This is a genomic window from Carboxydocella sp. JDF658 (assembly GCF_002049395.1).
Taxonomy (GTDB): domain Bacteria; phylum Bacillota.
The window spans coordinates 1-201 of sequence record NZ_BDLR01000239.1; the positions used below are offsets into that span (position 1 = coordinate 1).

The 201-nt window shown below is 37.8% G+C and carries 1 pseudogene; it reads left to right on the forward strand.

The features are described 5' to 3' along the window. Window positions 1-201, forward strand: a pseudogene (locus tag JDF658_RS13970) (IS4 family transposase); the annotation flags it as partial.

A 201-nucleotide genomic window follows, 5' to 3' on the forward strand; every position in this document is an offset into this window, starting at 1 on the left:
CAAAACATAGTGATAAGACAGAAATGGACAATCTGATAGTTGAAGAGAAGGATGCAATTAATATTTTTGACCGCGGCTATGTTGATTACAAGAAATTCGACCACTACTGTGAAAAAGGAATAGGTTTTGTAACTCGTCTCAAGTCAAATGCTGTGGTGTATGTGCAAAAAGAATTGCCACTTTCGCCGGCAAGCGAAATTA